This is a genomic window from Sulfuricurvum sp. (genome assembly GCF_028688295.1).
In the GTDB taxonomy this organism is placed as follows: domain Bacteria; phylum Campylobacterota; class Campylobacteria; order Campylobacterales; family Sulfurimonadaceae; genus Sulfuricurvum.
In genome coordinates this window covers 1-23,362 of sequence record NZ_JAQTYM010000009.1, presented here as the reverse complement: position 1 = coordinate 23,362, position 23,362 = coordinate 1, and the positions used below count along the sequence as shown (strand labels likewise).

Annotated in this window: 22 protein-coding genes; 1 reads left to right on the top strand and 21 read right to left on the bottom strand. The window is 40.5% G+C overall.

Going from position 1 to position 23,362, the window contains the following annotated elements; all coding sequences use genetic code 11:
• The 7 genes from mog to PHR02_RS03765 all read right to left on the bottom strand — a co-directional run bounded on the left by mog (position 1) and on the right by PHR02_RS03765 (position 8,067).
• Complete coding sequence (mog, locus tag PHR02_RS03795) at positions 1-531, bottom strand: molybdopterin adenylyltransferase (RefSeq protein WP_299989148.1); 531 nt, start codon at positions 529-531, stop codon at positions 1-3.
• Entirely contained in the window at positions 528-1,043 is a 516-nt protein-coding gene (gene bioV, locus PHR02_RS03790) for a pimelyl-ACP methyl ester esterase BioV (RefSeq protein WP_299989145.1), read from the bottom strand. The genes mog and bioV overlap by 4 nt, the downstream gene beginning before the upstream one ends.
• Positions 1,030-2,697 carry an AAA family ATPase gene (locus PHR02_RS03785; protein ID WP_299989142.1) on the bottom strand — a complete coding sequence of 556 codons (1,668 nt, stop codon included), beginning with the start codon at positions 2,695-2,697 and terminating at the stop codon, positions 1,030-1,032. Before PHR02_RS03785 ends, bioV begins: the two co-directional genes overlap by 14 nt.
• Positions 2,672-3,919 (bottom strand): tRNA (N(6)-L-threonylcarbamoyladenosine(37)-C(2))-methylthiotransferase MtaB, encoded by a 1,248-nt coding sequence (mtaB, locus tag PHR02_RS03780; RefSeq protein ID WP_299989139.1) that lies wholly within the window; start codon positions 3,917-3,919, stop codon positions 2,672-2,674. The genes PHR02_RS03785 and mtaB overlap by 26 nt, the downstream gene beginning before the upstream one ends.
• Positions 3,916-5,538 carry a mechanosensitive ion channel domain-containing protein gene (locus tag PHR02_RS03775; RefSeq protein WP_299989136.1) on the bottom strand — a complete coding sequence of 541 codons (1,623 nt, stop codon included), beginning with the start codon at positions 5,536-5,538 and terminating at the stop codon, positions 3,916-3,918. Before PHR02_RS03775 ends, mtaB begins: the two co-directional genes overlap by 4 nt.
• Complete coding sequence (gene aroB, locus PHR02_RS03770) at positions 5,535-6,590, bottom strand: 3-dehydroquinate synthase (RefSeq protein ID WP_299989133.1); 1,056 nt, start codon at positions 6,588-6,590, stop codon at positions 5,535-5,537. The genes PHR02_RS03775 and aroB overlap by 4 nt, the downstream gene beginning before the upstream one ends.
• A gap of 70 nt (positions 6,591-6,660) precedes the next feature.
• Positions 6,661-8,067, bottom strand: coding sequence for a TrkA C-terminal domain-containing protein (locus PHR02_RS03765; RefSeq protein ID WP_299989131.1), 1,407 nt, complete (start codon positions 8,065-8,067; stop codon positions 6,661-6,663).
• Positions 8,068-8,239: 172 nt separating this feature from the next.
• Between PHR02_RS03765 and PHR02_RS03760 the strand changes: the two genes are divergently transcribed.
• A complete protein-coding gene (locus PHR02_RS03760; RefSeq protein WP_299989129.1) occupies positions 8,240-10,189 on the top strand; it encodes a bifunctional diguanylate cyclase/phosphodiesterase in 1,950 nt (649 codons plus the stop codon).
• Here PHR02_RS03760 and PHR02_RS03755 read toward each other — a convergent pair.
• The 14 genes from PHR02_RS03755 to PHR02_RS03690 form a co-directional block, all read right to left on the bottom strand.
• Positions 10,186-10,929: a TIGR02757 family protein gene (locus tag PHR02_RS03755; RefSeq protein WP_299989127.1), complete on the bottom strand. Its 744-nt coding sequence runs from the start codon at positions 10,927-10,929 to the stop codon at positions 10,186-10,188. The two genes, PHR02_RS03760 and PHR02_RS03755, sit on opposite strands and share 4 nt — an antisense overlap.
• Positions 10,929-12,194 (bottom strand): RNA polymerase factor sigma-54, encoded by a 1,266-nt coding sequence (locus PHR02_RS03750; protein ID WP_299989125.1) that lies wholly within the window; start codon positions 12,192-12,194, stop codon positions 10,929-10,931. The genes PHR02_RS03755 and PHR02_RS03750 overlap by 1 nt, the downstream gene beginning before the upstream one ends.
• A gap of 6 nt (positions 12,195-12,200) precedes the next feature.
• Positions 12,201-12,923, bottom strand: coding sequence for an LPS export ABC transporter ATP-binding protein (gene lptB, locus PHR02_RS03745; RefSeq protein WP_299989122.1), 723 nt, complete (start codon positions 12,921-12,923; stop codon positions 12,201-12,203).
• Complete coding sequence (gene tsaE / locus PHR02_RS03740; protein ID WP_299989119.1) at positions 12,916-13,326, bottom strand: tRNA (adenosine(37)-N6)-threonylcarbamoyltransferase complex ATPase subunit type 1 TsaE; 411 nt, start codon at positions 13,324-13,326, stop codon at positions 12,916-12,918. The genes lptB and tsaE overlap by 8 nt, the downstream gene beginning before the upstream one ends.
• Complete coding sequence (trpD, locus tag PHR02_RS03735) at positions 13,323-14,303, bottom strand: anthranilate phosphoribosyltransferase (RefSeq protein WP_299989117.1); 981 nt, start codon at positions 14,301-14,303, stop codon at positions 13,323-13,325. The genes tsaE and trpD overlap by 4 nt, the downstream gene beginning before the upstream one ends.
• Positions 14,300-14,548 (bottom strand): RNA-binding S4 domain-containing protein, encoded by a 249-nt coding sequence (locus PHR02_RS03730; protein ID WP_299989114.1) that lies wholly within the window; start codon positions 14,546-14,548, stop codon positions 14,300-14,302. Before PHR02_RS03730 ends, trpD begins: the two co-directional genes overlap by 4 nt.
• Before the next feature lie 106 nt (positions 14,549-14,654).
• Positions 14,655-14,810 carry a hypothetical protein gene (locus PHR02_RS03725; protein ID WP_299989112.1) on the bottom strand — a complete coding sequence of 52 codons (156 nt, stop codon included), beginning with the start codon at positions 14,808-14,810 and terminating at the stop codon, positions 14,655-14,657.
• Between the two features lie 12 nt (positions 14,811-14,822).
• Positions 14,823-15,311, bottom strand: a complete 489-nt coding sequence (locus PHR02_RS03720) for a hypothetical protein (RefSeq protein WP_299989110.1) — start codon at positions 15,309-15,311, stop codon at positions 14,823-14,825.
• Complete coding sequence (locus PHR02_RS03715; protein WP_299989108.1) at positions 15,293-15,817, bottom strand: hypothetical protein; 525 nt, start codon at positions 15,815-15,817, stop codon at positions 15,293-15,295. The genes PHR02_RS03720 and PHR02_RS03715 overlap by 19 nt, the downstream gene beginning before the upstream one ends.
• 9 nt (positions 15,818-15,826) lie before the next feature.
• Positions 15,827-16,933, bottom strand: coding sequence for a hypothetical protein (locus PHR02_RS03710; RefSeq protein ID WP_299989105.1), 1,107 nt, complete (start codon positions 16,931-16,933; stop codon positions 15,827-15,829).
• 62 nt (positions 16,934-16,995) lie between these two features.
• On the bottom strand, positions 16,996-18,735 hold the full coding sequence (locus PHR02_RS03705; protein ID WP_299989102.1) for a YgiQ family radical SAM protein: 1,740 nt from the start codon (positions 18,733-18,735) through the stop codon (positions 16,996-16,998).
• Positions 18,736-19,116: 381 nt separating this feature from the next.
• Positions 19,117-21,078: a LapD/MoxY N-terminal periplasmic domain-containing protein gene (locus PHR02_RS03700; protein WP_299989099.1), complete on the bottom strand. Its 1,962-nt coding sequence runs from the start codon at positions 21,076-21,078 to the stop codon at positions 19,117-19,119.
• Between the two features lie 3 nt (positions 21,079-21,081).
• A complete protein-coding gene (locus tag PHR02_RS03695; protein ID WP_299989097.1) occupies positions 21,082-21,726 on the bottom strand; it encodes a transglutaminase-like cysteine peptidase in 645 nt (214 codons plus the stop codon).
• A 19-nt stretch (positions 21,727-21,745) separates the two neighbouring features.
• Positions 21,746-23,362, bottom strand: a 1,617-nt coding sequence (locus PHR02_RS03690; RefSeq protein WP_299989094.1) for a vWA domain-containing protein, incomplete at its 5' end; no start/stop codon positions are given.

Genomic DNA, 23,362 nt, shown 5'->3' with positions numbered 1-23,362 from the left:
TTACTGCTTCGGTCGAAATGCCTTGATGACATCTTCGTTACACTCTAAATACGGCCCTTCAATCAAATCGATACAATACGGCACGGCAGGGAATACAGCGTCCAAACACTCACGGATCGATTTTGGTTTCCCCGGAAGATTGATAATAAGGCTTTTTCCACGGATTCCCGCTGTCTGGCGTGAGAGGATCGCCGTAGGAACGTATTTAAGGCTCACAGAGCGCATTAACTCACCAAATCCAGGCATCATCTTCTCGCATACATTTTCAGTCGCTTCAGGGGTAACGTCGCGCAATGCAGGACCTGTCCCTCCAGTAGTAACCACCAGACAGCACCCCTCAAAATCACACAACTCAATCATCGTCTCTTCTATCGTATCTTGATTATCGGGAATACAACGGTACACAATCTCATGTTCTGATTTTAAATAATCTTTCATGGTATCTTGGATCGCAACCCCTGAAATATCTTCGTAAATCCCTGCACTCGCACGGTCAGATGCGGTAATAACACCTATTTTAATTGTACTCATAGTGACTCCTGTAAAAAATGGTTTCCTCTTCGGATAGAGATAAGGGTGGCGTAGGGGAGGAAAAACTCTCTCGCTCCTGAGACATCGATCACCTGATCATCAAGCCCAAGATAGACTTCAATACGTGTCCCTTTAGCGCGAATAGACTCTATTAGCTCGATCGTCCATTCAAAATAGAGGAGTTCTTGTAGCGATTCGGCGTCATTGGTTCCTAAGTCGAGCGGAGCAACAGGTGACGGCGCAAAACAGCTCGCTAAAAAGTTTTCCAGATACCGCTCAGCATCTTTGAAATAGCCCCCCATCTGAAGACGGCGAAACGACTCTTTTTTCGTCTGAAAAAAAGCGGGAGAGAAGAGTTGGAGTGTATCGATACGCTCATGTGATTCAGCGACATAGTGTGCCGCTTTGATCGCACCGTAGCTGAAACCTGCTACCGTGTAGTCGCTGTGTTTGAGATAGGGATCAAAAAAATGTTGATCCTCACTCAGGGCAAAACCGCTATAAAATCTCATTCATCGTTGCTTTAGCAAGGGCTTTGGAAATATGTTCGTATTCATCGAGAATCGATTCGAATTTGGAGAGAATTTTTTCATGACGTTCTAAGAGCGCACTTATTTCATTGTAAAGACGATCGGTAAGCTTTGCTTCATCCTCGAAGGAAGGTTGAATTGTGCTTCCCATACCGTATTCATACACCATAGCATGGATCAGCTCTTTAGCAACACCCAAATCATGAGATGCGTTGCTAGCGTGTTCACCGAAGCGAATATGTGATGCAGCGATCCCCGCTAAATGAACCCGTATATGGGCTTCGATCTCATGGCGTAACTGAGGTTCAGCCGTTGGAGGGGTAATAGAGTCGTTAGTAAGAGTAATCTTCTCATAAGGTAAATCAAACCATGTAGCGGCAAAAACTTTTCCTGCTTGGTAACGCACCTGATAACGACGCTGTTCATCACTGAGCATCGCGATCTTCTTTTTACCAAACATCACTTTATCTCTAACCGCCAAGAAATGTTCACCCCTCACCTGAATCTCATTTTGACGCATACACAGAAGTGCGGCTTCATTCACAAGTGCCGCTAATGAAGCACCGTTAAATCCAACCGTCATTTTAGCAATTTCATTAATCGAAAGTTCATTAGGGATATGACGAAGGTATTTTTGCAAAATCGCTTCACGTTCACTTGCTGTTGGGAGTTCAACAAAAATACGGCGATCAAACCGTCCCGCACGAAGCAATGCCGCGTCCATAACATCGATGTTGTTCGTCGCAGCGATAACAACGATACCGCTGGTATCTTCAAACCCATCCATCTCGGTGAGAAGCTGATTGAGGGTCCCTTCGCGTTCGTCATTTCGTCCCCCCTCACGCTTTTTGCCCACGGCATCGATCTCGTCGATAAAGATGATCGCTGGGGCATTTTTCTTGGCGGCTGAAAAGAGTTCACTCACCCGTTTCGCCCCCATTCCGACATAAATCTGAACAAACGACGCACCGCTTTGGTAGAAAAATGGGACATCCGCTTCGGCGGCAACCGCTTTCGCGATCATCGTTTTACCGACACCCGGAGGGCCTACGAGGAGTACCCCGCGTGGCATACGTGCACCAAAGCTGTAGTAGCGTTTCGGGTTACGGAGAAAATCAATGATCTCTTCAAGTTCCTCTTTAACATCACCAATACCACCGATATCACTAAATCTGACTGTTGATTTGACAGCGGTTACATTAGCAGATGGGGCTTCACTCTCGGCTATGGAGGCTTTGCTCACCGGAGTTTCTATCACAGGTGCATCATCTTCAAAGCCGAGTTTACTTTTCCATGCCCAAAATCCTGCACCCCCGATAAGGCCGAAAAAGACGAAAAACCAAATCCACCCATTTCCCCCTTTTGGCTCAATCACAAGATTTGCTGTTAATTCGGAGGGGAGCTGCGACGAAGCAATTTTAACAACACCATTCTCTTTGGTTGCAAAATAGGTATACCCATCATCACTAAACGCTTTTTCGATTTGGTTGTTTTCAATCAATTTAGTCGTTTCAGCAAGTGTTATCGTATCTCCACTATCACGTAATAGCGCAAAAAGGAGCAACAAGAGAATGATCCCCCCAGAGACGATAAGGATAAGCTGATTACGGTTAAAATTTTGCCATGTTATATTCATCGTGTACCTCATACTCTTCCAACGTGATCCAATCACCGCTGATATCTTCATTTGATTCTATCATCACCTTATTAAAAAACTGATCATACCCACTATAGTGTTTACCATCGCCCGATTCGACCAAAACTTCCAAAAAAGTTGATTTCATTTTTTCTCGAAAAGTGTGATTATTATTGGTGATTAACGTATTAAGCTCCGTCATTCTTTTTGCAGAGAGGGTACCGTTTACTTCTGGTTTCATGGTCGCGCTAGGTGTTCCATCACGCTTGGAATAGGTAAAGGGATGAATATGGGTGAGATGTAAATGGTTAATATTTTCCATAGCTTCTCTCCAAAGCTGATCACTCTCACCAGGATGTCCGACAATAAAATCGGTTCCTAACGCAAACCCCTTTGCATTCAGCATACCGAATAACTCAACATCGCTTACATGACGATTACGGCGATTCATAATGCGGAGCATTTCATCGCTGCTGTGCTGAATCGCAATGTGTAAATGTCTCTCCAGCCACGGCTCATCCAAAATCTCGCGAAATGATTCATTGATCTGAATCGGCTCAAGGGATCCTACACGAATACGGCGAACACCACGGATCATCGACATTTTTTTCATGAGTTCAGCGATATTTCGCCCCTCGCCCTGACCGTAACTTCCGACATTCGTCCCCGTAAGGACGAACTCTCCAAAACCATTGCTAGCGAGTCGTGATACCTGCTCTAAAATCTTGGATTCATCCATACTGCGTGCATCACCGCGTACAAAGGGGATAATGCAATAACTGCAACGAAAATTACACCCCTCTTGGATTTTGATAAACGCACGCGATTTACCGACGAACTCATCAACAATCGCATCATCAATGTAGTTCAAATCACCGATCTCATAAAAGCGGCTATCCGATGAAAGAAGTGTATTGATTTTCATTTTTTCCGAAGGGCCGAATACCCCTTGGATTTTGCCGGCACTAAAAAGAGACTCTCCCTTAGTATGAGCACCGCATCCCGTCAAAAAAAGCTTTTTGCCCTGTTTGTCCATTTGGTTGATATAACCACGGACACTTACATCAGCACCGTTAGTTACAGTACAAGAGTTGACAATAACAATATCTGCCTTACTCTCATCTTCTGTTACCTCATAATCGTTCAAAGCACCCATCATCACTTGAGAATCAAAGAGATTCGTTCGACAACCGAAAGTTTTGAAATAGACTTTTGGTTTCATTGAGTGTCCATCGGCGGAGGAGATTTTGGTGGTATGGGAGCCGTATAGAACGTCTGTGTTGGGTAGGCAATTGTAATATCTGACTCAGCATTAAAAGCATCAACGATATCGGCAGAAATCGTACTGCGCAGTGTCAGCGTCGCATACGCATTGGTGAGATACCACGCACTCACTTTTATCCCGTTGGATTCGATAAAAGTAAAGATTCGCGGCTCAACGTTACTGTTTTTTAAGCTGTATTTATCACGTAATTTATTGATCTGCTTGCGGGTGATATCAGTGTACCCTTTGGAGTATTTTCGGCAGATCTCTTTGACCAGATGAGATGCTTTTTTATGATTCGAATCAAAGGTAATGACGATATCAATCCCATCCCAAACCGTTTTAAGTGATCCGTGCGAATAGTTGGCAATCATCGAGGTGAAAATATAGTTATTTGGAATGAAAACAATCCGCCCTGCCCGACGGTTTACTTCGACCGTTGTTAGGGTTACGTCTTCCATGATGGTGATACGCTGCATAGAAACATCTAAGACGTCTCCAACATATTCCATCCCATCTTTCATAAAGCGAACACGATCTCCTACATGAATCGATCCCCCGACCACAATCACTAGCCATCCCAAAAGTGACATGAACCAGTCACGCATCGCAATTGCTAAACCGGCAGATGCGAATCCAAGGACAGTGGCAAAATAACCCACATTATCGATATAGCTAAAAAGAAGAATTAATATAATCAGTGTGACATTGATAAAGGTGACAATTTTATTGGCCATATAAAACCGCTCATTATCAACAATGTAGCGTTTAATAACACGCTTAAACAAAAAGGAGATCAAAAATAAAACAACAACAATCATACCGATATTGAGCAGTTTAAAAATCTGATCTTTTATCTCTTTGTTGATTTTTGCTTCGGTTGATTCGAGCCGCTTCTCATAAACTTCCGCTGTAGATACAAGAGTTTCAAGAGCCAATTTAAACTTTTCGACTTGGAGTAATGTTGCATCCAGTTCAACTTCATAATCGACTTTTGGATTGAGCTCTCTTAAATCTTTATACAATCCTACTTGATGTTCTAAAAGAGCGATTATTTCTTGAAGTTCCTCTTCACGCAATATATAATCATTGTACTGACTGTTCAGACGTTTAACATAAGAGAGACCTGTAAAAATATCAAAGGGGTTAGTAATCGAGGGAAGTTCACCCGCTTCATCAGGTTTGAGTAATGAAACAAACGGTGACGCACTCTGTGCTTTAAGTAAATCAATCTGCTCAGTGAGTACTTTTTGTTTCGCTTGAAGCGCTTCAATTTCAAGTTTTCGTTCCACACTTGTTGATCGATTTTGCAGTTGTACAATACGGTAATTTACTTCTCGAAGACTTTTTCGTGCTCCTTGATATGCCATATAGGAGTTATAATTTTTCAGCCAAATACTATTAGCGCGTGAAAGCTCTTTTTGAATTTTTGAAAGCTCATCTTGCGCATTTTGAATTTCAATCTCTTTGGAAAGTTGCGTGGCTGCCTCTTCGGCCTTTTTATCCTCCGTAGAAGCAGCATTTAGCGTTAAAACAACACAAAAGAGAGCTGTCAAAAGAAATTGAAAATGTTTCACGCACTAATTCCTTGAAAGGTTGCAAGTATTTTTTTAACCGTTACGGCTTCAATTGCATCCGTAATCTCAACACCTCCGATATTACGCGGCAGGATAAAGGTAATTGCACTGTCAGCACTTTTTTTATCCAAGAAAAAAGTCTGATAAAATTTTTCAACATCGTTAATATTATACGTGAGCGGTAAATTATAGTGATTCAATACTGCTTTAACCCGATCTACCTCTTCAGTATCCATCAAACCTACTTCACACGCCAAATCGTTCGCCATAACCATTCCGATAGCAACACATTCACCATGCAGATAGGTTTCGTAGTGTGTCTCGTTTTCAATAACATGACCAAATGTGTGACCATAATTGAGCGCAGCACGAAGTCCCAGCTCTTTTTCATCTTCTTCTACGACACGTGACTTTGTTTCAACCGCCATTTTAATTGCGTGTTGTAAATTATCAGCCTCACGCAAATCATTATTTTCTAGCCATTCAAAAAACTCACGATTGAACGTAACTGCCATTTTGACAATCTCGGCGACACCGGCACCGAACTCACGTGATGGGAGGGTGGATAAAAAACTCGGATCGATATAGACAGTACGCGGTTGGTGAAACGCGCCGATCAGGTTTTTACCAAAACGGTTGTTCACCCCTGTTTTCCCTCCGACACTCGCGTCCACTTGCGAGAGCAGCGTGGTAGGGATTTGAACAAAATCGATTCCACGGTTGTAAAGGCTAGCACTAAAGCCACCCATATCACCAATCACACCGCCGCCAAAAGCGATCAAGAGTGATTTGCGATTCAGGCGATGATCAAACATACGATCTAAAATGAACCCTATTGTCTCCATATTTTTATACTGTTCACCATCAGGAATTGTAATGATGTAAACATCTTTGGCTTTCAGACGAGATAACAAGCTTTGTAAATGTAATCCGGCAACTTTCGGGTTGGTTAAAACGGCTACTTTACCCTCAAAGTTTATCTCCGGCAAAGAACCGATATGAATAGGATAGGAATCATCAATAACACGTTTAAGATTAATGGAAATTGTCATAAGCAAAACCTGATGAATTAAGTTGTGTGAGTAATAGTCTATATCTTACAAAAATATGACTTAATAAGGGTTAAATTTGAGTAGGGATAAACAGCTGATGATAATGGTTGAGTTTACGATAAAGAACTTCCGGATCGGTCGAAAAATAGGCATTCAAAGGATTCACAAACATTTTAGTCGTAAATGGTAACACATGGAGAAAATTGGATCGTTTACACAACTCTCGAATTGGGTTTTCTTCTTGTTCAGAAACATGAATTGATTTGGAAAAAATGGTTGAAAGATTATGAAAATGTTCAATAACTTCGCGCTTATGCAAACCTTCATCATTTGCATAATCAATCAACTCAAGATTAAATCCGAACTGGGAAGATACGTCAAATATTGTCGTAGAAATATTTTCAATATGTCCCTCTTCACTTAAGACGACAACACTCTCTTTTAAAGAGGCGAAAGAACGTTCAGCAAGTTTCAGCACCGGAACATTACCAGTATAAAGTTTTTTTCGAATTGATTTTAAAGAAAAAGCCGTACTTGAAACCACAAAAAGACCAATGTGATATTTTTTAATATCGCTTAAGATCATCTCCTCATCGGGTTTACCCCCATACGATATATCAATAGTGACTCCGCTTTGAGCTGAAGCTTTAATCATTCGAAGAGCTTCGATATCTCCTGGATTAATTACTTTGATAATGAGGGGTTGGCGCAACTTTTTCTGAATATAAATACTCCGTCTTACTAATGCCATAATCGTGGATGCTTTTTCCATGTCCATATCTATGTAAAGATAGATTTTGGAACCAAAAGGTGCCGGAAACTGCCCGAGTTCACGTTTGATAGCCCTGTAAATAGAGCGTAATACTGCAGGATCGCCCACCAGCACCAATGTATCATTGGGTTGGATCATTTTGTTATCACTAGGAATGATGAGTTGTCGATTACGATAAATTGCAGCGATTTTCCAATTTTTTTGTTCAATCGAACCAATATGCCGATATACAAATGAACTTCCAAATGGAACAAGTACTTCCATGATCTCACCCGAACCCAAACCGATATTTTTAGCCAAAACAGGGATATTTGGAAGATAATCAATCAAATTAGCAGCAATCAACTCTTGCATGTTAACCCACTCAATATCATCAGTAGGGCTTAGTGCATTCCATAAATCCAGTGCAATAATTCGGATGGAAGGTTTATAAAGACGAATATTTTTGATGGTATGTTCTAAATCGGTTTGATTTTCCATAACCAAAAGAACTTGCCAAAAATCCATCTTTAAAAGATTAGAAATTTTATAAAAACTGGTGGGATCGAATTGAAAAAATTTAAAACGTGCCGGATTGTATCCCTCAAAACTCTTATGTTGCGTATGAACAACATAATAAAGATTTTCACTGGTATACGTCCCGATAACACGTTCGATGTAATGGTTACCAATAGCGCCGTCACTGATAATTAAAATTTTTTTCATTATACGGTTCGCTTTTACCAATCTTGAATGTATTTAGAGGTGAGATTGTACCATAATTACATTTTACAGGGTAAAGATAAAAATACTTACGTGTTGCATTGTTTTTTTTAATTTAAGTATGCTAGACTTATTGGAACACTATCAATTATAAGATAGTTACTCAGGAGCTTAGATGCAACTAAATGCCAAAAAGTTTTTTTTCGCTTTTTTCTTTTTTATCGCAACCCTCATTTTTATAGGCTACTACCATTTTAATCGTGAACAAACCGTTATCAATCACAACATCAACAACAGTTTAGAACGTGCTGTTGAATCGGCCCATGTAATAATCGGTGATAACTATCATGAAAAAGTTTTAACCATAAACCCTACTACGGTTGAAGATGCAGATACCATTAAAATACTTACAGCTTTAGCGCACGCACAAGAAGTCGAATACATTTATTCACTGGTGATGGATAATGAAGGAAATCTCCGTTTCACCTCCAGTAGCGCCCGTAATCATGAACTAAAAACAGGTCAAAATCTTACCCGATTTTTCGATCTCTATTCTAAAAATCCGGATATGATTAAAGCCCTAAAAACCAATAAAATCGTTTGGGACATGAAAGAAAAATCTGATCAATGGGGAAAATTTAGAAGTGTCTATATTCCGGGGACAACACCTTCAGGATATCGTTATATTATTGGTGCGGATGTTGAAGTGGGTTCTATTCAACAACTTTCAAATGCTGCCGCATTCAAAGCGGTGGGAACCTCTTTGGTACTTTTTCTTGGAGCATTGCCATTTTTATTGATTTATCGAAACACCCTACAAGGGACAACAAACTTTTTACGTGCCAAAGTCCTTTCTGCAACGGATGAATTACGGGAAGTAAATGAGATTTTAGAAACAAAAGTTGAGGAAAAAACAAAACAGCTCATCTCTCAAACGTTTGAAGACGCTCTTACCGGTTTACCGAATCGGCATCAACTCCAATACGATATGGATCGCCAAAAATACCATGCACTGATTATTCTTAACCTTCATAATTTTCGAGAGGTAAATGACTTTTTTGGATTTACAATCGGGGATGATCTTCTAAGGCAGATGGGACATTGGATACAAACCTTGGATTTACATCCTTACCGTTTGAGTGGAGATGAATTTGCTATCTTAATCGATGAAAAATTCTCCGATGAAGCACTGGACACCTTCTGTCAACGGGTATTAAATCGTCTTAGTGACCATCCCTTCAGTGTCGGAGAAGAGACAATATCTCTTAACGTTACTATAGGAGTTGACAGTACTGATGATGTCTCACTCACCCACGCTGATATTGCATTGCATGAAGCAAAAGAGCATAGTAAACATATCGCTTTTTATAATAGCGATTCGCATGTAGAAGTTCAATTTCAAGCCAATATAGCCCTAACTTCTACTATCCATAAAGCACTAAATTCTGGAAGAATTATCTGCTTTTATCAGCCGATTGTCTCTATACAAAGCGGACGAATCGAAAAATATGAAACCCTTGTTCGAATGATTGATGAATCGGCACAAATCATACCTCCACTTGATTTCCTACAAACAGCGAAAAAAACCCGCCTCTATCCTCAAATTACCCGTACGGTTATTGAACATGCATGTCATACCTTTAAAGGTCGAAATGAAGAGTTTTCTATCAATCTCTCTATCCGTGATATCCTCGATCATGGAACCGTACGCTTTATCGAAGAGACAATTGTTGAGACCGATACAGCACACCGAATCGTGTTTGAAATTTTAGAGTCTGAGGGGATCGATAATTTTGATGCGGTTATAAAATTTGTTCACCAAATGAAAAAATTAGGAGCAAAAATCGCTATTGATGATTATGGAACCGGCTATTCCAGTTTGGAAAATATTCTTCGACTGGATGTTGATTACATTAAAATTGACGGTTCCCTTATCCGTAGTATCAACACTGATCCAAAATATGCAATAGTTGTCCAACATATTTCTGATTTTGCCCATAGTCTTGGGATTAAAACCATCGCAGAATTTGTCAGTTCCGAAGAGATTTATAAGCATGTCAAAGAAGTGGGAATTACTTATTCACAAGGATTTTACACCGGTAAACCAACGATGCTTTCCATTTAAAGCATTTTTTCTTGTCCAATGCGATAAAGAGCAAAATCATATTTAAGTGGATCTCGTGGATCAAACGCTTTGAGTCGCTCTGTCAGCTCAATCGCTGCTCTCATATCGCACTGAGTACGCTTCAAAAGTCCTAGTTGATGAGAAACATTAAAAGTATGGGTATCAAGCGGCATAATCAAATCATGGGTTTCAATACCTTTCCAGAGCCCCATATCGAGGCTATCTTCACGAACCATCCAACGTAAATACATCATCCAACGCTTCATTGCCGAAGCTTTTTCAACCCTCTCAACCGGTTTCCCGATCAAAAATTCGTACCCTTTTGAGCGGTAGGGATTGAGATCGTACAATAAAGTGATCAATGCTGATACTCCACCGATAACATTATTAGATAAATAGCCCTCTTTAAATGCCTCTTCAGCCCCTCCAGAAGCTTTTAAACTCCGAAGGGTACAAAACCATTGAACAATGTCTTCAGAGCTTTGAAAGCGGTAATACTTACCCGCTAATTTTTGCCGACTTATTGCATCATCCACATCCAGCAAGTCAGCTTCGAGTGAAGACAAAAAAGCCACTATGGCTTTTGCACTCCCATAAGCAAATAAGGCACAAGTGAGTGCATGATGCTGATCCATAGAGCGGCGTGCAATCATCAACGGATCAGGACGCTCTGGCGATAATTCATCCTGATGATTACGTGCCGCCACCTGCTCATCGAGATAAGCTTTTATATTCTTCACTAACGCCCTAAAAGATAGAGTTGTTTACGCTCACTTGATCCGGCGATATTGAGCTGTTTACGGTATTTAGCGATGGTACGGCGAACCATCGTGATTTTAAATTTATCCTGAATCATCTCAAGAAGTTTCATATCGCTCAGCGGTTTTTTATGGGACTCATTTTTAACCAATTCTGAAACGTACTCTTTGATAGCAGCATTAGAGACATCTTCATCGATGGCGGTCGTAAAAAAGTCTTTCATTGGATAAATGCCGCGATCACACGCGATGTATTTGTTGGCGATTGCACGAGATATCGTAGAAGGATTATGTCCAAATTCATCCGCGAGTGTTTTAAGGGTGAGCGGCTTTATAGCGCCACCCGTAAAAAAATCGTACTGATACTCAACGATCATCAGCCCTACTTTATAAAGAGTCGCTTTACGCATTTCCAATGCGTCTACTAAACTTTTAGCCTCTTTGAGTTTTTCTCGGACGAAAGCATGATCAACACCATATGCTGAATCAATCGAAATAGCCGGATAATACTGATCGTTTAATTTAACTTCGATCCCCTCTTCAGGATCGTTAAAAATCATCAAATCGGGTATTACTTGGGTAGAGTCTTCCATAAAATCGATGGCGGGAGGGTTTTTAAAACTGCCAATTACGTTCATCGCTTCATCAAATCCGCTCTCTTTACGATAACGTCCTAACTCCTCAAGATGATTAATCATCTCACGTGCGAGTGAATATCCCTCATCACTTATCGAGGATGACTCTAACTGAAATAAGAATGATTCACTCACCGTCCTTGCAGCGATACCTACCGGTTCTACATGGATAAAGCGAAGACGGATTTTTTCAAACTGTTCGGCATCAATACTGTTTTTTTTACAAAATGGCTCACACTCCCCCTCATAGTAACCGCCTTCATCTAAATTTTCAATGACATGCTTTGCAATGAGTTGGGATACAGGGGTTGGAAAGAGTGAGCCATCTATCTGCTCTTCGAGTACTTCGTAGAGGCTTTTGTGTTGAATAGTAAGAGCTTCAATCGCTTCAGAGTGAGAATTTTGAACATACCCATACTGGATTTTTTTCGGAATTCTCGATTCAAAAGACTCTTCGTATCCCGATTTGATATCAATGAGCGGATTCGCTTCAACAAACGGCGACATCGCTTCACCCAAATCACTGAGGCTCGATTGTAAAATCGGCAGCCAGTTACGTAAGGTATTGGAGAGCTTATTTTTGAGCTCGACGCTGGTTTTTACCCGTAACATGCGATGCTAGAACTTGAACGATTCACCGAGATAGTGTTGGCGCACATCGGCATTATGAGCTATCTCATCACTCGTCCCGCTCGCGAGGAGTTGACCGCTTTTGATAACATACGCACGATCACACACCGCTAACGTCTCACGGACGTTATGATCGGTAATCAAAACACCGATACCATACTCTACCAGTTGAGAGATAACACTTTGGATATCCATAACGGCAATCGGATCAACCCCTGCAAATGGCTCATCCAGCAGGAGAAAACGGGGTTTATTGACCAATGCACGAGCGATTTCGGCACGACGGCGTTCCCCACCGGAGAGGTTGATCCCGCGACGATTTCGGATCGGCTCGATGTTAAACATCTCCAAGAGCTCCTCGATCTGCTGTTCTGCCATCTCTTTGCTCAGTTCCCCCGCTTGAGCCGCGATAATGAGATTCTCTTCGACCGTGAGATCTTTAAAGATCGAAGCCTCTTGCGGCAGATAACCGATCCCCATACGCGAACGTTTATGAAGAGGGAGATTGGAAACATCTTCGCCGTCAATATATACTTTTCCCCCTGTCGCTTCGACCAAACCGCAAATCATATAAAACGTTGTTGTCTTACCTGCCCCGTTTGGTCCCAGAAGCCCGACAACCTCTCCCGTGCGAAGTTCCATACTGATACCTCGGACAATCTCATGCTTTTTAATGGTTTTGACCAAATTGTCAATTTTTAATTCATGCACGTTGCACCTCATAGCATCGCAAATTTTCTTCGCATTTTGAAATTTTTAGTATAACTGTTTCGATCCCTGAGCGTTTGAGCAAATGAATCAAAGGCTCATTCCCCCATTCGATTAAATGATACCCTGCTCGCTCCAACTCCTCCATCATCCCTAAACTCAAAAACTTATCGAAACCGTAGTTATAGAGATCATAATGGTAAAGTTTCTCTCCATATTGGTGTTGGAGGGAAAATGTCGGGGAAGTGATCGCATCACTCATCCCTAGATATCGGGCATATGCTTGTGTAAACGTCGTTTTACCGCTGGCTAGGTCACCTTGGAGTATGACCACACCCCCTTGCGGGAGTAATTCAGCCACCTTTGCACACAGTTGTGAAAGCTCTTCGAGAGGTAACTTCATCATAGTTTAGACGATACCGACACGATTTGTTTGAGTTTCTCTGAGGCTTTGCCACTGAGCAACGTATCACGAGCAATCTCAAGCCCTTCTTGGGCATCACGTGCCATCCCCTCAGCTACAAGAGCGTATGCGGCGTTGATCAACACCATATCTCTTTGCGCTTCGGTTGAGCGATTGTTTAAAATATCGGTGAGGATTTTACCGTTTTGTTCCGCTTCCCCGCCGAGGATCGCTTCAAACGGCGCTTTTTTAATCCCCAACATCTGCGGATCTATCTCGAAATACTCTATGCTACCGTTTTTCAAATGTCCCGCATAGGTGATATCACTGATGCTGATCTCATCCATCTTTTCGCGAGAACTCACGATGATAGCCGAATTCATCCCCAGTTCACGTGCCGCTTCAGCCATTTTCGGAACGAAAACAGGGTCAAAAACACCTAATAAAATTTTGGACAATCCAACAGGATTGGTAAGCGGTCCGAGGATATTAAAGATCGTTTTCTCAGGGATCGATCGACGGATTGGCATAATGAACTTCATCGCCGGATGGTGGTATTGGGCAAACAAAAAGGTAAATCCGCATTCTTGGAGTAAAGTCGAGCTTTGTTCTAATGTGAGATCGAGTTTAACACCTAGATATTCGAGAACATCGGCACTTCCCGATTTGGAGGTGATGGAACGGTTCCCGTGTTTAGCGACATAGGCACCCGATGCGGCGAGAACGAGGGCGACGGTAGAGCTAACATTGAAACTGCCGCTTTTATCTCCCCCTGTACCCACAACATCGATCAGTTTTGGCTTAAGCTCACTTGGTACTTCGAGGATGATCGAGTGGCTTCGCATTACATCGGCGGCAGTGGCAATCATACCCGCTTCGGTCGTTTCATTCAGAGGTAATGAAACCAAAAACTCCCGCATCTCTTCATCACTCATGCGATGGTTAAAGAGATTTTCAAAATCGCTGCGGGAGGTATTCATGAGAGTTCCTTGACATAGAGGTTTTGCTGGGATTTCGGTGTTGATTTGAGTGTCGGGATATCAAGCACTTCATAACGCATCTGTTTTTCGAGATAGACAAGGGTGATAATATCCCCTACCGCGACGTTTTTAGCGGGCTTCACCGCTTTATCATTGATATAGACGACACCCTCGCCGATCATGTCCTGAGCTACAGCACGGCGTTTGGTCAAATTGACGGCGTTTAAAAATTTATCGATTCGCAAATAGGTTCCGTAGTATTGAGTTTGAAGTGGTTATTGTAGGTAATGAAAGCTAAAAGAGAGGTAAGAGCGCAAAAATTGTTCCACTATTTTGTGCTCTTTAAAATTGCTATATTAATGTGCCCTTTATATCTCTCCATGTTTCTCCAATGGAACGATCATTATGATACGACTCAATACGTGAGGTAAGCTCTTTTTTTTGTTCAGGTGAAAGCTCGTTTGTCACTTTCTGTGCCAATGCAATTTCTTCATCTACATCAGACATCATATTCTTTATTTATTGTAAAGCCTCACAACTTCCGCTCATATCGGCAATAAAAACTAAAAAATCATATGGTGTGACTACATGAGTTGCGATTCGAGGTGCACCATCTTCTTTGATATGTAAATGATAATAAGGATGACACGCCTTTTCACCCTCATCCGTCCCCTCGAATCTGAAATATCGAGTGTCACTATCGCTTTTCATCACATACGAGTATTTATGCAATTTAAACTCATTAGCAAAACCCTCTTTGAGTTTAAAATCAATACTAAATGTGATTTCCCAATGATCAAGTTTTAGAGGAGTCTCCGCTTTAGTAAAAACCATCATTTTAGGAACATTGGCATTTATGGTCGTCACAGACGAGTAGCCAAAAAGCTTTTCATAAACTACTTGTATATCTTTTACTAGAGAATTAAAACTTTTTTCTGTTTTTACACTCCGATTTTGTACGCTCTCTTTGTAGCCTACATAATTAGTTTTTAAAGGAGCACATACCATCGATTATATTCCTCTGTATCGTCTAGCTCTCCCGCTCTCCATAGTTCTAAAAATGTATCGCTCCTCATTCCATATTTTTCTTCAAACGATTGAATGATTTTTGAACGTTCATCTTCGTCAGGAAACAAAGTAAATACTTCTAATCCATACCCTTTAAGTTGTTCAAAATCTTGATTAATCATTTTATAAATAGCTTGATTTCCTAACAAAATCAATCGATGTTCATCGTCGAGCTTATCACGTAACTGTACCAATACATCCAAAAAAGATTTTGGTTGATCGATAGCAGTTAAATCAACTAAAAGTGACCTATTTCTCTCTCGGAGTAGTGTTTCAAATTTAGCTTTTTCTCCATACTGAATTACTTCATATTGTATTTCTGAATCAAAAAGTTGGATTTGTTCAACAATCTCCTCACGATTCGTCTCAGCCAAGACCAAGGACAACGTCCCAGCCATTTGAGTAAGATTAAATGCCAATTCACTGCTGTTTAATAGGGATGTCATTTCATCAACCTAAAATGGAATGTCACTTAATTCTACAAGAGGATGCAGGATACACATTACTTTTCCATCTCTTTGGGTAAAGAGTGCTAAAGGTATATCTTTTGTAAAGAGGTGAATAGCATTATTTGGAATTGTAGAGGGTTTATACTTATTTATATACTCTAATGCTTCCCAATCTTTTGATAATGGACTTGGCATTAGCTTACTTAATGAATTTTGTACATCTTTGCTTAACTGTATAATATGTGTGTCCTTTACAACAACATCTCCATTGCGATACATAAGATTAAGTAAATGGCGTAAAATAACCAATGTACCGCGTAATACACCACCTGAAAGTCCAACTAGGTCGTTGATTTGTTGATCACTTAATTTCAGCTCATCCATCTGTGCACGAACAGCTATAAATTCTTTCCAAAAAATCGTATTGATTGGGTCAGGAATAGGGATAGTGAGATGCGTTTGATCCAATGTGTCAGCTTCGTATACTTTAGCATATTCTGCCAATGCTTGTGAGGATTGTGTAAAAAATAGAGGTGTCACAAAAATGAGTTTTTGTTCCAAGACTTTCCAAATAGATGCGAGATCCAATAAAACATTGGTAATCGTTTTTAGATTGGATAATTCTAAAAAACGATCTAAACCATCGATGACAATAGCTTTACTTTTGATTGTATTCTTATTTTTAAATTCTATTATTGTATTAATGATGTCATTATTATCCACACCAAAAAATATATCATCAACTCTATTTTTTGTAATCAATTCTTCAATAGAAGATAGATCTCCCTGAGAATTAGTTAACTGAAAAATTTTATATACAATTAGTAATGTGACATCTATTGAATCATTCGGGTTAAAAATTGACAAATCAGAAACATCTAAATAGTGCATTTTTGCATTATTGAATACCAGACTTTTTAGTAAAGTACTTTTTCCACTCCCAATTTGACCCGATATAAAAAGTGGGGCAGATGTTTCAGGATACACTTCTATAAAAAATTCAATATCACGTTTAATATTAGGGTAAATTTCAATATAACGCGCTCTTAATTCTTCCTCAGATAATGTGTGCGTAGGATGAATATTTTTCGCCATTTCTAAAATATTAGCCATATGTTCTCCGGCTGAATCAAAATCTTTATATTATACATCAACATATCTTTGTAAAATACGTTTTAACTCCCAAACCCGCTTTTAAAATTGTCTTTAGCAACAACGATCTGTTTTTGCTTCTCTTTACGCGCCGTATCTTTTTCAACGAAGATTTTTTTGCGGGTGGCAGGATCCATCTCGGTGTAGTACATCACCGCCGAGTACGTTCCGGGGGTCGGGGTAAAAACCTGTGCTTGTTCAGGGTTCATCTTTAGCTCATCGCTCGTAAAGCGTTTCAGATCGTGCATATCTTTCTCGGTGCATCCCGGATGAGCGGCGATGAGATAGTAGGTTAAAAATTGCTTTTTCCCCTCTTCGCGGTTGAGCTGATCATAGAGCTTTTTGAAATCAACGAGAGTCTGTTTACCCGGTTTGTTCATCAGATGGAGGACATGATCGGAGGTGTGTTCAGGGGCAACTTTCATCTGTCCTGAGATGTGATGTTTCACCATCTCTTTGAGGTACTCATACCCTTGACGTTTATCTTCGTTGATGAGATCGTACCGCACCCCCGAAGCGACAAACGCTTTTTTGATCCCTCGTACTTCACGAAGCCGTCGGAGGAGATTGATAACACGTGTGTGATCGACCTTCATCGATTTACACAGATGGGTATCATCGACACACCGCTGATGATCACACGTACCGTGTTTGAGCTTTTTGGCACATTCATAGCCGTACATGTTTGCCGTTGGGCCTCCGACGTCGCTGATGATCCCTTTGAAATCTTTGTACTCGGTAAACTGCGTCGCTTCTTTTAGGATGGACTCCTCACTTCGGGTGCGAATGGTACGCCCCTGATGAACCCCGATGGCACAAAAATTACACTCTCCCCAGCACCCCTGATGGGTCATAATGGAAAACTTGATTGTCTCCAAACACTTCACCGCACCTTGAGGACGATGGTAGGGGTGAAGCTCACGGGTAAAGGGCAAGGCACTCACAGCATCCATCTCGTTCTCATCGAGATAATCGGCGGGAGGATTTTGGATCGCGTAGCGTCCGTCCACCTCTTGACACAAACCTTTTGCCGATATGGGATCGTTATGGTTATAAAACATATCGAAGAGATCGATATAACGCTCTTTGTTTTCCAAACACTCTGCATGAGATGGCAAGGTCAAATACCCATCACGAGGCTCTTTAGCGATATAACACACCCCTCTAATGTTATGAGGAGATTCACCGTTTGATAACGCTTTTGGAAGAGCGACTATCGCCCCCTCCCCCATTCCGTAAATCAGATAATCGGCTTTAGAATCAAAGAGGATCGGTTTGCGCAGTTTGTTTGTCCAATAATCATAATGGGTAACACGGCGCAAACTCGCCTCGATCCCTCCGAGGACGATAGGAACAGTGTTTTTAAAATATTTGCGGATTAGGTTGGTGTAAACCAACGTCGCACGATCTGGTCGCGCGTTATTGACGCCACCGGGGGTGTAGTCGTCGCTGTTGCGGAATTTTTTGGTTGCGGTGTAGTTCGAGACCATCGAATCGACGCTCCCGCCGCTCACCCCCCAAAAAAGTTTCGGTTCCCCTAAACGCATCACATCATCCGTAGTGATATCAGGCTGTCCGATAATCCCGACACGATACCCTTCTCTCTCCAATATCCGTCCCACTACGGCAACACCGATAAAGGGTGAATCGATGTAGGCATCGCCGGAGATGAGGATAATATCGCACGCATCCCAGCCCCGTGCGTCCATTTCGGCACGGGTGGTGGGTAAATAACGGAGATGTTCTGGGGTAATTGTTTTCATAATCGAAGTTTACCATATCCTTGTCATCCTCGCTCTTGTCTCTAGTATCCATCTTTTATAGTTAAGCAAAAACTTGATTTATCCATAAGGCACTTCTCCCTCCTTCGCGGGAATGACGAAAACCTACGTTATAATAATCACATTGAATAAAAGCGACAAAAAAAGATATCATCTTAAAATCATGAAAAACTACTGAAGGGAATCTAATGGAAGAACAAGGAAATATTTTTATTCTACTGGCGGTTATCGCTGTTTTTGCGTTTGTTTTAACACGAAAAAAAAAAGAATAGCTTACGTCATACCTGCGTAGGCAGGTGAAGTGCCCGTAAGGGATTCAACTAGATTCCCCTGTTCACGAGAATGACAGGAAATCTGCATAAACTATTGTAGCAAGGCTACCGGTGCGATATGAGAACCTTGGAAACATTCAATACCTAGTATTTTTAAGTTTTCAACCTCTTTCGCCTCTTCAATATTAATAGCAACAATCGAGATTCCGAGACTGCGAATCAGGTTGTTAAAACTCTCACGACTTTTACCCGTATCATGATCAAACATCATATCTTGTAAATACGCACTGTTTGCTTTGACATAATCAGGACGGATGGCTTGGAGATAGTGGGCACCCGCTTCTGGGATTGTAAAGTGATCAATCCCGAAACGATACCCGAACATTTTTACTAAAGCACTAATGGCAGATACCGCTTCAAGCTCATGTAAAGCAGTAGTGTTACTCACTTCAAACCATAATACCAAATCATTTTGACGATGAAACGTTTCCAATTGGGCTCTTAACCATTGAATATTGCTGTATTTTTTTACAAAATCACCGCTTAAATTCAGGGCTAAAGGGGTGATGGGATTATGCTCTTTTATATGTTTGAAAACTTTTTCGATCATATAACGATCCAAAGTATCGATCAACCCCAAACTCGTGGCCACAGGAATAAAATACCCCGCCGAATGGATAATCCCTTCACGATCCAACAGGCGTAAAAATATCTCCTCATGGATTACATTAAGATTATCACCTCGTTGTTCCACCACACTTTGAAATGCCAAAAGCATACGCGATTCATCCAAACTTTTCAACAATTCACTACGCCATTCTTCCCGTCCGAGCACCAAGGCTTCATTACTTTCATGATTTAAATCAATCGAGAAATTACCACGAAGTTTCGCCTGAATGACCGCATGGTCAGCGCGTGAAAAGAGTGTTTTTAAGGTATCATTTTCACTGTAGATTCCTACGCCGCACCCAATAATCAAATAGTTTAAAAGCTCTTTATCCATTTTCTCGATCATTTCACGCATGTGAGTCATAATTATTTCAATTTGATGGCTAACCGGTTCTATTTCACAAGCAGGAATAGCGGCGAAAAAGTCAGATTCATTCAATCTTGCAATCAAAGTGTGGCGAAATGAACCCAGTTGTGTATTCAATTCATCAGCCAACGTATTGATGATCTGGGTATAACGTTCATACCCTTTTTCCCGTTTCAATCGATCAATTTCATCCAAACTGATCAAAAGATAAATCCCCGAAGAGAGGGATGCATCTGACTGCAAATAATCGGGAAGTTTTGCAGTGAGATAACGACGGTTATGGAGTTTAGTTTCTGTATCTTTGTAGAGGAGCTCATGATAACGACGTAATGTTTCATTTTCACGTTCAAAAATATCTTTGACTTTAGCCACCATTGCATTCATCGCTGTGGTGACAGAGCGGAATTCAGTCGTAAAGGGAATTTTTTTCTCAATAATAAATTCATTATCGATAATTGCTTTGGCTTGATCTCGGATACGTTTCAATGATTTAAGGCTCAAAGATAATAAGAAATATAAAGTTGCAAAAACAATAATACCGATCATTAAAAAGGTTTGTACTAAATCAATAAACGTACTGTAAAGTTGTCGATACGCATTCCCCGTGTGTCCACTCACTTCTAGCGTACCAAAGCGGTTCCATCCGATCATAATATCACTCGTTGCACTTGCATTATTGATCGGTACCATCTCGATAAACCATTGAGGAACATCACTTACCCGAACATCACTCTCTCGAGTGTAGACCTCTTCATCATCAATATCGACAAGACGGATACGTTGGTAATACCCGCTGTCATAGATCGCATTGATCATTGTCTCCATACTCGAAGCATCTTTTGGATCAGCAACTTTTGAGAGAGAAAGTCCTAATGAATGCGCCGTATTTTTAGCATCGCTATAGAGCTGATTTTGGACAAACTCGGTTGCCGATTTAAAATTTAGAAGCATCACCGAGATTAGTATCACCCCTAAAAAGAGGGTCAACATGATCACCAACTGTTTAAATAAACTCATGGTCTAATCCTTTTGTCGTGTTATAACTAATTCGTCCCATGGACGTTTTTGTCGGGTTGCCGCCGGAACCATTTTTCCGATTTGTGCCTGTTTGGCATTAAAGAGTTCATCTCCGCTAAAGCTGTATATCGGAATCAAATCATCACGAACCGATGCGGGGAGAATTTTGAAATTGTAGTTATCCAAAACAAGCGGTATCGATTTGGGTGTTTCGTAGTAGGTAAGTACCAAATGAGCCGTTTTATATCGGATCGATTTGGCATACGTCATATAGAGTTTTGAGGTAGGGACACCTAACTCTTTGAGGGTAAAATATTTGGCGATAACATAGTCTTCGCAATCGGCGCGATCTTTACCGACAAACTCATAACGTGTCGCCCAGTAATCGCTAATTCCCCATATCGTTTTATCCGATGCATAAGGGGTTTGATTGAAAAAATCATTCACCTTTTCCATTTTTCCCATATCATCCAAATCCCGTGCATCATTCATCATTTGAACGAGATAAAAAGCCCTTTTTTTGGCAATTTGACCATATTCACGCTCAATTTTATCCATAAAAGCTTTTGCAATAGAAAATTCTGGGGAGCTAATGAGAATGGCGGCAAGTGCCGCCAAAATGAAGAAAAGAGCAAAGGTTTTTTTCATGCTCTTATTGTAGCAGTTTTTAACTAACAGAATTATCGATAATTTGTTCGACTTTAACTGTTACTGTCGGATCAGTAGCATTTATACCATGTGACATATAAATATCAAATGTATGGCCTGACTCTGTAACCGTTCCCGTATTTGTCCAACCATCAGCTTGTGTCAATTGCACTTTATCACTTGTGCTATCGCCAAGAATTTTTAATGTATTGTTTGAATCTGTCATATCAATCACATCGGCATACGAAAGATTTGTCAAATTATGATTGCCGTTTTGTGCTAAATCTAATACTTCAATATTTTTGATGACATCATTTGCCAATGCTGAGAAATCAATATTAGCATTTGATTGTAGAATCAATGTGTCCATTCCTGCATGTCCATCAATCGCAGTACCCGTAAAGGTAAAGCTTTCATCAATACCGATAACAAGACTTAAAGGTTTATCCAGTGTACTGTCACCATCTGCATCCGTTACACTGATAATGAAATTTTCAGTAATATCGAGTCCGCTTGTACTGGTAGGTGTATAGGTAAACTTACCAGTCTCAAAATTTAGTGCCATCATACCTTCGCTCAACGTAATATCTTGAGTTGGATTGGCTTGATCATATATATACGTCGTTCCGTTATAACTCAATTGAAGAATATGACCGCTATCAGCACCGAAATTGATACCTGCTTGGCCATCTGAGCCATAGAGACTACCAGTAACAGATTCGATATTGCTAGTAATCGTATTACTGAGTTCTTCTACATTTGTAACTACAATAGCAGTTTTTCCATCTTCTACTTGCACTAGATTTAAATAATCAGTATTTAGATTAGACCCAATCCCAATAACAGTAAGATTAATATTATTAGCTGCAATAAAATTTGTCCAATTATTTACATATGGTGTATCTAGCCACCCAGTTTCTGCATCCGTGCCAACGTTTCCATTGACATCATTCCCTTCATTATTTTCTACCGTTGGAGCACCATCGGAAATAAAGTAGGCAACCGTTTGATCTGCTACAGGAATTCCATTATCATCAGCTTTAATCGTCTCATTCAACGCCGCTTCATAGTTAGTATTAACACTTGTCAAACCAGTGATAGTATTTCCATTATAAGTAATTTGTCCATTAGAATTCATGCTTAAAGCATTAATGTAGTTTTTAGCGGTAGTTGCATCTACCCAATTCAATGCAGTTATTGCTGTGCTGTTAAATAGAGATAAATTAACTTTAATATTACCGTTAGCATCATACGCATTAATAGTATCGATCAATGCTTGTTTCGCAAGCTCAAAGCGAGTAGTAGTTACAGTATTACCATTCTGATCTGTATAGGTTACAGTTCCGCCATACGCTGCGGACATTGAACCAGACACATCCAAAGTTAAAAGAATATTTGTATCTGTTTCAGGAGGTAAGGAAATCGAAATAGCCGTCGTATCATTCACAACCGGACTGTCATCATGAATAGTGATATCTAAATTTGCCAAATAATCAGTACCATTTGTATCTGTCACAGTATATACAAAGCTATCAACGACTGTATCTAACGGAGTGTATGTAACTGCATTTTGTGTACCTGTAATAGTGAAATTACTCAAACTGACTGTTTCATTAGTATTATTTGCATTATTATC

Excerpts from the sequence above, each read along its gene's own strand:
- PHR02_RS03765 (WP_299989131.1), bottom strand. The coding sequence starts at position 8,067 with ATGAAAAAAATTTTAATTATCAGTGACGGCGCTATTGGTAACCATTAC.
- PHR02_RS03725 (WP_299989112.1), bottom strand. The coding sequence starts at position 14,810 with ATGTCTGATGTAGATGAAGAAATTGCATTGGCACAGAAAGTGACAAAC.
- PHR02_RS03695 (WP_299989097.1), bottom strand. The coding sequence starts at position 21,726 with ATGAAAAAAACCTTTGCTCTTTTCTTCATTTTGGCGGCACTTGCCGCC.
- PHR02_RS03750 (WP_299989125.1), bottom strand. The coding sequence starts at position 12,194 with ATGTTACGGGTAAAAACCAGCGTCGAGCTCAAAAATAAGCTCTCCAAT.
- trpD (WP_299989117.1), bottom strand. The coding sequence starts at position 14,303 with ATGAATACCTCCCGCAGCGATTTTGAAAATCTCTTTAACCATCGCATG.
- bioV (WP_299989145.1), bottom strand. The coding sequence starts at position 1,043 with ATGAGATTTTATAGCGGTTTTGCCCTGAGTGAGGATCAACATTTTTTT.
- PHR02_RS03705 (WP_299989102.1), bottom strand. The coding sequence starts at position 18,735 with ATGAAAACAATTACCCCAGAACATCTCCGTTATTTACCCACCACCCGT.
- tsaE (WP_299989119.1), bottom strand. The coding sequence starts at position 13,326 with ATGATGAAGTTACCTCTCGAAGAGCTTTCACAACTGTGTGCAAAGGTG.
- PHR02_RS03700 (WP_299989099.1), bottom strand. The coding sequence starts at position 21,078 with ATGAGTTTATTTAAACAGTTGGTGATCATGTTGACCCTCTTTTTAGGG.
- PHR02_RS03785 (WP_299989142.1), bottom strand. The coding sequence starts at position 2,697 with ATGAATATAACATGGCAAAATTTTAACCGTAATCAGCTTATCCTTATC.
- PHR02_RS03760 (WP_299989129.1), top strand. The coding sequence starts at position 8,240 with ATGCAACTAAATGCCAAAAAGTTTTTTTTCGCTTTTTTCTTTTTTATC.
- PHR02_RS03715 (WP_299989108.1), bottom strand. The coding sequence starts at position 15,817 with ATGACATCCCTATTAAACAGCAGTGAATTGGCATTTAATCTTACTCAA.
- PHR02_RS03710 (WP_299989105.1), bottom strand. The coding sequence starts at position 16,933 with ATGGCTAATATTTTAGAAATGGCGAAAAATATTCATCCTACGCACACA.
- mtaB (WP_299989139.1), bottom strand. The coding sequence starts at position 3,919 with ATGAAACCAAAAGTCTATTTCAAAACTTTCGGTTGTCGAACGAATCTC.
- aroB (WP_299989133.1), bottom strand. The coding sequence starts at position 6,590 with ATGACAATTTCCATTAATCTTAAACGTGTTATTGATGATTCCTATCCT.
- mog (WP_299989148.1), bottom strand. The coding sequence starts at position 531 with ATGAGTACAATTAAAATAGGTGTTATTACCGCATCTGACCGTGCGAGT.
- PHR02_RS03720 (WP_299989110.1), bottom strand. The coding sequence starts at position 15,311 with ATGGTATGTGCTCCTTTAAAAACTAATTATGTAGGCTACAAAGAGAGC.